12 protein-coding genes are annotated in these 10,770 nt (G+C 44.8%); 5 read left to right on the plus strand and 7 right to left on the minus strand.

Annotation, left to right across the window (positions count from 1 at the left end):
* Positions 1-8: 8 nt before the first annotated feature.
* The 3 genes from NH399_RS18540 to NH399_RS18550 all read right to left on the minus strand — a co-directional run bounded on the left by NH399_RS18540 (position 9) and on the right by NH399_RS18550 (position 2,179).
* Positions 9-833 carry an endonuclease/exonuclease/phosphatase family protein gene (locus tag NH399_RS18540; protein ID WP_253042679.1) on the minus strand — a complete coding sequence of 275 codons (825 nt, stop codon included), beginning with the start codon at positions 831-833 and terminating at the stop codon, positions 9-11.
* A complete protein-coding gene (locus tag NH399_RS18545; protein ID WP_253042680.1) occupies positions 796-1,473 on the minus strand; it encodes a hypothetical protein in 678 nt (225 codons plus the stop codon). The genes NH399_RS18540 and NH399_RS18545 overlap by 38 nt, the downstream gene beginning before the upstream one ends.
* 103 nt (positions 1,474-1,576) lie before the next feature.
* Positions 1,577-2,179, minus strand: a complete 603-nt coding sequence (locus NH399_RS18550; RefSeq protein ID WP_253042681.1) for a cytochrome c — start codon at positions 2,177-2,179, stop codon at positions 1,577-1,579.
* Positions 2,180-2,306: 127 nt separating this feature from the next.
* On the opposite strand from NH399_RS18550, the gene yihA reads away from it, so the two are divergent.
* Positions 2,307-2,945 (plus strand): ribosome biogenesis GTP-binding protein YihA/YsxC, encoded by a 639-nt coding sequence (gene yihA / locus NH399_RS18555; protein WP_253042682.1) that lies wholly within the window; start codon positions 2,307-2,309, stop codon positions 2,943-2,945.
* A 247-nt stretch (positions 2,946-3,192) separates the two neighbouring features.
* On the opposite strand, the gene polA is transcribed toward yihA, so the two are convergent.
* On the minus strand, positions 3,193-5,892 hold the full coding sequence (gene polA / locus NH399_RS18560) for a DNA polymerase I (RefSeq protein WP_253042683.1): 2,700 nt from the start codon (positions 5,890-5,892) through the stop codon (positions 3,193-3,195).
* Positions 5,893-6,330: 438 nt separating this feature from the next.
* Here polA and NH399_RS18565 point away from each other — a divergent pair, with 438 nt between their 5' ends.
* Positions 6,331-6,915 carry an outer membrane beta-barrel protein gene (locus tag NH399_RS18565; protein ID WP_253042684.1) on the plus strand — a complete coding sequence of 195 codons (585 nt, stop codon included), beginning with the start codon at positions 6,331-6,333 and terminating at the stop codon, positions 6,913-6,915.
* A 187-nt stretch (positions 6,916-7,102) separates the two neighbouring features.
* Complete coding sequence (locus NH399_RS18570) at positions 7,103-7,543, plus strand: Rrf2 family transcriptional regulator (RefSeq protein WP_253042685.1); 441 nt, start codon at positions 7,103-7,105, stop codon at positions 7,541-7,543.
* 126 nt (positions 7,544-7,669) lie between these two features.
* Here NH399_RS18570 and NH399_RS18575 read toward each other — a convergent pair whose 3' ends face one another.
* A complete protein-coding gene (locus NH399_RS18575) occupies positions 7,670-7,894 on the minus strand; it encodes a hypothetical protein (protein WP_253042686.1) in 225 nt (74 codons plus the stop codon).
* Between the two features lie 315 nt (positions 7,895-8,209).
* Between NH399_RS18575 and NH399_RS18580 the strand changes: the two genes are divergently transcribed.
* Positions 8,210-8,359, plus strand: a complete 150-nt coding sequence (locus NH399_RS18580) for a DUF3149 domain-containing protein (protein ID WP_253042755.1) — start codon at positions 8,210-8,212, stop codon at positions 8,357-8,359.
* Positions 8,360-8,435: 76 nt separating this feature from the next.
* On the opposite strand, the gene NH399_RS18585 is transcribed toward NH399_RS18580, so the two are convergent.
* On the minus strand, positions 8,436-8,738 hold the full coding sequence (locus NH399_RS18585; protein ID WP_253042687.1) for a hypothetical protein: 303 nt from the start codon (positions 8,736-8,738) through the stop codon (positions 8,436-8,438).
* A 131-nt stretch (positions 8,739-8,869) separates the two neighbouring features.
* Between NH399_RS18585 and NH399_RS18590 the strand changes: the two genes are divergently transcribed.
* Positions 8,870-9,313, plus strand: a complete 444-nt coding sequence (locus NH399_RS18590; protein WP_253042688.1) for a group II truncated hemoglobin — start codon at positions 8,870-8,872, stop codon at positions 9,311-9,313.
* A 34-nt stretch (positions 9,314-9,347) separates the two neighbouring features.
* Here the strand turns inward: NH399_RS18590 and NH399_RS18595 are convergent, their stop codons facing one another.
* Positions 9,348-10,640: a threonine/serine exporter ThrE family protein gene (locus tag NH399_RS18595; protein WP_253042689.1), complete on the minus strand. Its 1,293-nt coding sequence runs from the start codon at positions 10,638-10,640 to the stop codon at positions 9,348-9,350.
* Positions 10,641-10,770: the final 130 nt, after the last annotated feature.

Raw genomic sequence — 10,770 nt, forward strand, 5'->3', positions numbered from 1 at the left:
GCAAAACCTTAGGGATTAAAGTTACTGACACTGTTTCTATCAAGTATATTACTGGCCAAATCACCTGGGATACAAATATCCATAGCGATGGGTAAATGATCGGATATGGGCTCTGCCAACACTTCTACCTTCTCAAGATAGATATTTTCGCTGATGACAATTTGATCCAGTTGACGTCGGGGCTTCCAGCTTGGGTAAGTGGGCAGCTCCTGATGCTGCGCCTGTGCCTTAACGCCATAACGTCGCAGCTCAGAGACGACCGCATCGTATTCACAGTTCATGTCTCCCATTAACACAAAGTGTTCATAGCCAGACAAAATATCAGCAATATAACGCAGCTGATTGCAGCGAGTACGATGTCCTAATGACAAATGAGCAACAACAACGACTAGAGGTTGCTTACCATAGCCAAAAGAGACTTCTAGTGCTCCTCGTCCAGGGATCATGCCGGGCAGTGCGTGATCAATCACCACTTCGGCAGGTATTTTTGACAGCAGACCATTGGCATGGGCGGCCACTCGGGCCAGATTACGATTACATTGCCAGTGGCAATGAGGAAATCCAGCCTGTTGTGCAAGGTATTCGACCTGATTCACGTTATGGCTGCGCAGACTGCCAGCATCGACTTCTTGCAAAGCTACCAGGTCATAATCTTTAAGGATTTCAGCAATGCGAGCCAGATTTACCTGCCTGCCAGAGTAAGGCAGGATATGACGCCAGCTGTTACGAATGTAGTCGGAATAATTGCCACTATCAATCCCGACTTGAATATTAAAACTTAGAACACGTAGCCGATTACTGTGTTTCGACAGGTGCGTGCTGCTCTGAGGCACTGGCTTCTCCGACTTCATTTTCAGATTGGCTCGATTGTTGGCTAATATGCTCCAGAATCTGAAGGAGTCTGGCCGCAGTTTGAGCCTGGTTTGCGTTGATGATATATCGCCCTTTAAAGATAATAGTCGGGACATGAGAAATTGGGTACTTTAACAGCTGCTTCTGTATGACTTTTAGCCGTTTTGGTAACTCAGAATCTCTTAACGCCGTCTCAACGGCTTCTTGCTCACCATGTAGTTGGACCAACAGCTCAGTCTGCCGTTCCCGTTGCCAGTCCTGCGGACTTAAAATAACTTGTTCAAATATCGATAATTGTTGCTCGTTAGACAGCTTTAGCTCCTGTGCCACCATGGCTAATCTTGCCAAAGGACGCCAGGACTCGCGGAAAACAGCGGGCCATAAAGTAACGGATTCGGCTTGTGGCCATTGGCTAAGCGCATGTAACACTTGATAACTGGATTCAGAGCCATACCAGAAAACTAATATAAGCGGAGGAACTTCTTCGGCGACAGGCTCCAGCACAAGATAATCTTGTCCTTCGATAAACTCGGTGGGTTCGGTTACAGACGACTCAGCATCTTGAGCCTGACACACAATAACCGCAAAGAAACAGAAAACAAGGAAAAATCGATTTAACATCAACAAGGTGCATTTTTATAAATATTGGTAATGCCCATTGTGACTGATTTTGAAGCATTAAAAAAGGCGACCGAAGCCGCCTTTTTGAGCAATCTATCAACTTTTAGTGCAAACCCACCAAATAATAGGCTAAGGCTTTCATCTGCTCGTCAGTTAGCTTGGCAGAAATGTCTCTCATCATACGATTAGGATCATTTTCACGCGAACCGTTACGGAAAGCTTTTAACTGAGCGATAGTGTACTCAGGATTTTGGCCACCCAGTGCCGCAAATCCAGCAGCATTCAAACCATTGCCCTGTGGGCCATGACATGCTGTACACGCTGGGATACCAGACGCTTTATCACCTGCTCGGTACAAACGCTGACCCATTTCAATGAACTCATCAGGAACCGCAGCGTACTGAACGTCCAGACTTGCGTAGTATGCCGCAATGTTTTCCATATCTTCATCAGATAAGGCAGTCACCTGACCATACATAATATCGTTGGCGCGAGCTTTTGACTTAAAGTCTTTAAGCTGCTGCACAATATACTTAGCATTCTGTCCTGCCAGCTTCGGATAGTCACCCTGAAGCGTAGTATTACCGTCCTGCCCATGACAACTGCCACACACAGCGGCTTTAGCTCGACCTTTTTCAACATCACCGGCAAAGGCCCCGCCGGATACTAGCCCCAAAAAAACAGCTAAAACTGCAAATTTTTTCATCTCTGGTCCTTAATTCCGCGCAAAACCTCAGAAATTACTTCCACATAGCATACACCATGCTACACTTGCGCCAACTCGAAAGTGCATGAATTATAGGTAAATCACTTTTAAAAAGCCACCACCTACCATGACGATTATTAATCCATTTAGAAAAGCCCAATATCTTATGGGTGCAGCACAGCTGGCACAGCTCCCTCCAGATGCCGGATTTGAAGTCGCTTTTGCGGGCCGCTCCAACGCGGGAAAATCCAGTGCTCTTAATACACTGTGCGAGCAAAAAAGTTTAGCGCGAACCAGTAAAACCCCTGGCCGCACGCAGTTGATCAATCTATTTACCCTGGATGATGAAAGACGACTGGTGGATCTGCCCGGCTACGGCTTTGCCAAGGTTTCGTTAGAGATCAAGCATCGCTGGCAAGCCACACTGGCTCAATACCTACAAGAACGCGACTGCCTCAAAGGTCTGGTGTTGCTGAGCGACATACGCCACCCTCTTAAAGAAGTGGATTTAGAAATGTTGCACTGGGCAGCAGAAGTCGGTTTGCCCTCTCATGTCTTGCTCAGCAAGTCAGATAAGCTGAAACAGAGTGCCAAAAAGAGCACGCTACTCAGCGTCAAAAAATCGGTTAAAGACATTCACCCAGAATTTACTGCTCAGGCATTTTCTTCACTCAAGCGACAAGGTGTCGATCAGTTATTAACCAAGCTGGTGGAATGGTATCAATTTCCGACAACCAAAACGGAACCTAAAAAAACCACAGACTAGAAAAGAAAAAGCCTCCAAGCGCTAGCGATTGGAGGCGATAGAGTCTGACTTGGGGTTATCAGACCCAATATCCCGCAGATAGAAGGAGGGTGTCGCGGGAGACACCATCATGGTGTCATATATTAAGACGTGCCAAGGGGCGAAAGGTTTCAATCGTTACCATCCCAACATGTAAAAAATTGTTAACGAATGGTTCCCCTCTTCCTTCTATATACCCAAAGTATTACGCACGGCAGCGCGGCAGGCTCTAGTGAGCCTCATCCCAGTTATCACCGACTCCTGCTTCTACGATCAACGGCACACTCAATTCAGCAGCTTCCATCATTTTTTGGCAGATCTGCGGTACGATTTCATCCAATTGCGACTCTGCTACTTCAAATACCAATTCATCGTGAACCTGCATCACGACTCGGCAATCCAGCTCACTCTCTTCCAACCACTGATTAATACTTAACATCGCCAGCTTGATGATATCCGCTGCACTCCCCTGCATGGGCGCATTGATAGCCGTTCGTTCAGCCGCTTTTTTGCGCATGCCATTGCTGGAATTAATTTCGGGCAGGTACAAACGTCGGCCATATAAGGTTTCGACATATCCTTGCTCAGCGGCAGTAACCCGTGTGGTATCCATATATTGCTCAACCCCGGGGTAACGAGCAAAGTAAGTATCAATGTAATGTTGCGCTTCGTCCCGGCCAATGTGTAACTGTTTGGCCAGACCAAATGCCGACATACCATAGATCAATCCAAAGTTAACCGCTTTCGCGTGACGTCGTTGCTCAGAGGTTACCTCTGACTCGCTAACGCCAAAGACTTCTGCAGCGGTGGCTTTATGAATATCTTTGCCTTCAGAAAAAGCCTCAAGCAAGCCTTTGTCCTGTGACAAGTGCGCCATAATACGCAATTCAATTTGTGAGTAGTCGGCTGCAACTACCTTATAGCCTTCTGGAGCAATAAACGCCTGACGAATGCTGCGACCTTCTTCACTTTTAATGGGGATATTCTGCAAATTAGGATCAGTAGACGACAGTCGCCCAGTCGCCGCGACCGCCTGATGGTAAGAGGTATGCACTCGACCCGTTTTTTGATTGATCATTTCTGGCAGCTTATCGGTATAGGTAGACTTTAATTTGGACAAGCCTCGGTACTCCAAAATCACTTTAGGGAGCGGGTAATCCAGTGCCAGTTCCTGCAACACTTCTTCTGCCGTTGATGGTTGCTTTTTAGGCGTCTTTTTAATGACTGGCAAGCCGAGCTTTTCGAACAATATTTGCTGCAATTGTTTGGGTGAGCCCAGATTGAACGGCTCACCTGCAATCTCGTGGGCCTGTTCTTCAAGCTCTTTAATACGCACAGCAAACTGCTGACTTTTTTCTCGCAACTGTTGGCCATCAACCAGCACACCTTGTCGCTCAATTTTTGATAACACCGACAGCAAAGGCATTTCGATGTGTTCAAAAACGCCACGAGGACCACTTTCTTGTTCTAACATGGGCCATAGTTCTTGGTGCAGGCGTAGAGTAATATCGGCATCTTCTGCCGCGTAATCTGACGCTTTTTCTAATTCAATCTGGTTAAAGGTCAGCTGTTTAGCACCCTTACCAGCAATGTCTTCAAAATGAATCGTTGTCATATCCAGGTATTTGCTGGCCAGGCTGTCCATATCATGACGACTGGCAACACTGTTATGAGTGTAAGACTCCAACATGGTGTCATAGGCAATGCCTTTCATCTGAATGCCATAACGGGCCAGAACACTGGCGTCGTATTTTAAATTCTGCCCGACTTTTTTGGCTGACTCAGACTCCAACAAAGGCTTAAGTTGCTCAAGAACCCAGTCGCGATCAAGTTGATCCGGTGCTCCCGGATAATCATGGCCAACAGGCAGATAGGCGGCTTTACCTGCTTCAACGGCAAAAGACATTCCCACCAACTCAGCGACCATATAATCAAGGCTGGTGGTTTCGGTATCAAAAGCAAATAACTCACTATTGCTTAATGCATCCAACCAACGAGTAAAGTCAGCTTCGGTCAAAATCGTTTCGTACTCACCAGACAGCTTGGCGGGTGCATCGTCAGCCTCTTCGTCGCCAGTTGCAGAAAGTTCTTTTAACCAGGTTTTAAATTCATATTCTTTGTATAAATCCTGAAGGGTTTCGATATCGATTTCAGAGTGCTGGATATCCTGCAGCGACTGCTCTAGCTCAACATCGGTTTTAATGGTGGCAAGCTCATAAGATAAAGGCAGCTGTTCCAGAGCATTTCTCAGGTTCTCACCGACTTTACCTTTCACTTTGTCAGCATTCTCCATCACACCTTTTAGCGAACCATATTCCGTTAACCATTTAACCGCTGTTTTAGGGCCGCATTTTTCAACCCCAGGAATGTTATCTACCTTGTCTCCCATCAAAGCCAGGTAATCAATGATCTGCTCAGGCGCTACACCAAACTTCTCGTTAACCGTCGCAACGTCCATTTGAACATTGGTCATAGTATTAATCAGTTCAACATGCTGATTCACCAACTGAGCCATATCTTTGTCGCCAGTAGAGATCAATGTGTCTTGCCCAATCTCCGTTGCCTGGTGCGCTAATGTACCAATGACATCATCGGCCTCAACACCATCAATGACTAATAACGGCAAGCCCATCGCTCGAATAATATTGTGGACTGGCTCAATTTGAACGCGTAAGTCATCGGGCATGGGAGGGCGGTTGGCTTTATATTCAGCGTAAAGGTCATTACGAAAAGTTTTCCCCTTGGCATCAAAAATAACAATGACCTTGGACTCTGGGTAGTTTTTAATCAAGCTCCGAATCATGCTGACCACGCCACGGATCGCATTGGTTGGAAACCCTTTACTGGTGCTTAAATCACGAATGGCATGAAACGCGCGGAATAAATACGATGATCCATCAACCAGAATCACAGGATTCGTTAACGACATAATGGCTTTCCTTTTGAGTTCAGAAAACACACAGAGTACTAGAGGCTTAAACTGCAACCAGAACACTCGATTACAAGAAAATCCAACTCTTTGTTTTCTATGAGCTTTTTATTTACCCAATATGATACAGAAATCATGGGTAAGAAATGCAGATTTGACTTTATAGGCGGCATGATAAGCAAGCTGCTAATCAATCGCAAGCAGCATCCTGATTGTGGTCATCGAATCGACCACAGAGCAAAAGTCCGACGCTTTTTAACACTCTCATCTCACCGATAGTGACACTTTTAAATCACCGCCCCTGAAAAGCTGCAACCCCAAGACAGGGAAGCTACCGTTTAATCAAAAGCACGTCTATCAAGGAATAATTTTCTCTGCCAAAACTTTAAAGCAGAAATGATAGGAATTTATTAATTAGCAATGAATTTGAGGATATTTATGAAAACAACATTAGTGATGGCTCTACTGGGGACAGCAGCTCTTTTTTCTGCTCACACAAATGCTAAAAACTATATCAATTTTAATTATGCACAAGCCGATGTAAAAAAGTACGACCAAATCGTCTATGTCGACGGTGTTGGCAATATTTTATTTGTGGATTTAAAAGAACAAGCAAAACCAACCTATCTGCAAACCACTATTGGTCATTATTTTAATGATAACTGGTCAGCCGAATTGCGTCTGGGTATGAGTGCGTCGGATGACCAAGTAAAATCGGCCAATGTGTTTAACCTCACATCTTTCGATCTCTGGAAAGTGAAAGAAAGCATAGGGATTTATAGTAACTACCTCTTTTTACCCCATGAGTTTTTATCGCCTTTCGTGTCGGTAGGTTATAACCAAATCACTTTGCACGAGTTTGTACAAGACAGAAACACACAATACAAAGACCTGTCGATAGGGCTAGGTATTAGCGCCAGATTATCGGATAAATCCACTTTCCGTTTTGAATATAATCGATTACATAATAAAGATAATGTCGAAATTTCGAACATTACCGCAGGCTTGCAAGTTTCTTTTTAACGTAAATAGAGTAAGAAAATGAAGTTGGTAGAAGCAACTGCATTCTCTTCTTCACTAAGCGCTCATATCGCACAATAAGTTACTTATGAAAACTTTGCCGCTGTTTTATTCTAATCAAATAATTTCTCTTTCATATCGTACAAACTGGATGTATTTTATAAGGGACAGCAAGTGAACAGAGAGCTTTATGCAATTAACCCGCTACACAGATTACGGTTTTCGACTACTGACCTACCTCGCATTATTACCGCCAGAGCGACTAGCCAGCATCGATGAGATAAGCAACACCTACAACATCTCACGCAACCATGTGAATAAAATTGTTCACCAACTGGGTAAGGCAAACATTCTTTTTACCAAACGAGGCAAGGGCGGGGGGTTTCGTCTCAACCAGAAGCCAGAAGAAATTAATCTTGCCGATATTGTATTGCTGCTCGAAAACAACCTAAAAGTCGTGGAGTGCAGTGATCCCCCATGTCGTATTTCGCCAGCTTGTAGCCTCCGACAAATTCTTAATGAAGCAGCCGATCAGTTTATCCAATCGCTGCGTCAATATTGTCTGGCTGATCTGGTCAAAAGTAGTAACCCCACACTCTATCAGGTGCTAGAACTTGAGCCACATCGCTAGCCCGTTTTTTCATCCAGTTTGGCCAAGTAAAAATCGGCACAAAAATCAAAATCCCGTTAGAGCCAATACCCCTGACGCAACCAGGCTGTAGAATCCTGCTTCATCCTCAAAAGCTTCTATTTAACATTAAGTCCAATAGTTAAGGTGCTTCATAGCATTAAGACGAGCGACGTAAGCCAACTTCAAAACACTGGGAAACAGCAATATGCCAAGATGTGCAGCTATCTGTTGTGCCAAGGTTAGATGTTGGTCGGCAAAATAGGCCGCAATCGTTGACAGCAAAGTCCCCAGCAAACCCACCACGATTAAAGTATCGGCCCAGTTCAATAAGACTCTTGCATCAGTATTCATAACATTACCCTCTTAAAGATACATATAAAAAGCATCAATTAAGATGCATATTATATGTATCTTTAAGTTTTGGCAATATCGAATGAGACAAAAAATAGACAGATCATTTTTACTTATTACAAATCAATGGGTTAAAAAACAAGAAACTAACTCATTGAAGTAGAATAGGCTCCTACAAACGACGACTGATGCAACTCCGGCAAGGTTTCTAGCCTGTTTTCATGCTCATTTGGCATTGTACTGATCTTGATCAAGTGCCTCGGTAACAGCTTGAGATAAGCTAGTCACACAACGTAGCGCAAAGAGGTCAAAGTGATGGAAGTTTGGAAAGAATTGTTCGGCACTTTTGAAGGTCTGCTAAGCTTGGCTGTGATTATATTTATGCTTGGGATGTTCGTTTATTTCGGCATCATGGCCTACAAAAACATCAAAGCAGACACCGAAAAACACAAGAATGAACTTTAGCAACTATCTCTCTAATCATTGATAGTCACTGCCAAAACTCATTTTTCTGCAAAGCAGAGCGAAAATGGGGCTGGTACTAATAAGATTCAGAAAAGATTTGCTCAGTTATCGTTCCATCCTCGTGAAACACTTCACAACGATATTGTTTGAGCGGGAAAAAGGGCGGGTCATAAACAACAAACAGCTTGCCCTTATTTTTTTTTGAGCGAATGACTTTAAAGCCGGCTTTTTTGGCGGCTTTTGAAAGTTCACTGACAGGATTACCAGAAGAATATTGAATGCAAAAGTCATAAACGTTTTGGCCATTATAAAAGTTGAATACCTGACATACGCACAAAAAAATTCCAATAGTAAATAGAGTAGCTAACAGTGCTTTCAATCCTATTCTCCAGAATGATTCAAACTACCGGGCAGCGATCGCTCATCGTTTATAAAATTATAGGAGAATATCGATAAATCGATGCTGTTTAACGATATAATCCTCAAATGCAAAATCATGGTAAGCGCTTAATGACTGATAAAACCTCCTCACCCAACATTCAAAACCTGAACACCTCAGGAGCAGCCTATGGGACATTGGATGCATCATTCCAGGCCGCTGGCGGAGAACAAGGCGTAAAGCAGTTGGTTGATGACTTCTATGACATCATGATGGTGTTACCCGAAGCAAAAAAAATATTTGCCATGCACCCCGAAGACAATGCGATATCGCGAGACAAGTTGTACCGCTTTCTTTGTGGCTGGATGGGAGGGCCAAAGCTGTACCGCGAAAAATACGGCCCCATCAGCATCCCTCAGGTGCATAAACACCTCACGATCGGGTATGCAGAGAAAAACGCCTGGCTCACGTGCATGCAACAAGCCATCGCTAAGCAGCCTTATGCCGAGGACTTTAAAGAGTACCTGTACTTTCAGTTATCAAAGCCAGCCGAGGTGGTGCGTAACTCAGACTGATCGAGTTACGCTTCAGAAAGCATCCTCTCAGGCTCTAAAGCTCAGTTTCGATTTCGTGCATTTCGCTAGCTTGCGGTAAGGTAACCAACGACGATATCAATAACCCAGACACCAGAGAAATTCCCACCAGAACCATATCGAAGGCGGTGTTGAGACCCGCGACGACATCATGTTCCAGCAATGCTGTCAGGCTTTTAAAGCCGACCGACCCCGGAACTAGCATAATAAACCCAGGAACCACGACTACCGCACCGGGAATGCCTTTAAAGCGACTGACCAAATTAGCACAGGCGCCAACGGCAATCGCACCTAAAAAAGCAGCCAATGCATTACTAACAAGAACGCTAGCGTATTTGACTGTCGCAAAAGCGACTAGCCCGCCTAAAATGACCCAGCCAGTGTCTTTTATTCGCGCCTGAAACAAAATAACCAGCGAAATAGATCCAACAATCACCGCCAGCCACTCAGTCCATAGTGGCAAATTCATAATGGGCATGGCCATTGTTGTATCAGGCCAGCCCTTACCAATCTGATTACCAATAGCCATTCCAAAGGCCATCAAAATAAATACGGTACCAGCACCAAACAGGCGAGCCGTTCCAGACATCAAGTTTTGAGTCGCCAGTTCTGTCATGGCAATGGTTAGAGTCAGTCCAGGCAACAAAATGATCAACCCTGACACAATGCTGATATACACTTGAGTACCTGGCAAAAAGTATCCAGTCGCATAAGCTACCAAGGTGCATGTGAGCGCCGCTGTTGCGGGTAGCAAATGCGCCAACAAACTCACCGACATAGAGGAAAGCACCAATATCCCCAGCGCCAGACCCGAACTGGCTGCGCCAATAATTTCAAACCAACCGCCGCCAAACACTCTGGCAACCGATGCCGAAACCAGAATGAATCCCATAATCACCATCCAGCGAGAATACACTGGCCGACTGGCATTGATCTTTTGCAAGGCAGTTGCGCCTTTTTGCGGTGTCATTGCGCCACGCATCACTTTATGTGCGATCCGGCTGACTCGAGTGAGGCGGTCTAGATTAATTTCTCCAGGTGCTACCCGAATAACATAGGTCTGTGTTTCACCGCCTTTTTGCATCAGAGTCATAGTAATGCTGGTAGGCAGCGATAGACATTGCAACCCAAATCCCAGCTGATGAGCACAAGCGGTCATGGTTTTTTCTAACTCATAAGCAGGAACGCCGTAGGTATGCAGCGCTTTTGCCAAACGCAGAATAAATCCAATCGGCTCATAGCGAGCGGGGGCGTTAGGGACAGCATCTAATGACCGAATTTGGCTAGGCCCCTGAGGCAGCTGAGACATCCACTTACTCCGAATGTAAAAATAATGGTCTAAAATGAGTACCGAAGTTTCATTTCATTTTGTGTTGTTAATCAACAATCAGTATGATTACCAAGAATCGCTGTAAAAATAGTTTTCATGGTATCTTGAG

The organism is Pleionea sp. CnH1-48 (assembly GCF_024124665.1).
Taxonomy (GTDB): Bacteria; Pseudomonadota; Gammaproteobacteria; order Enterobacterales; family Kangiellaceae; genus JAMXSB01.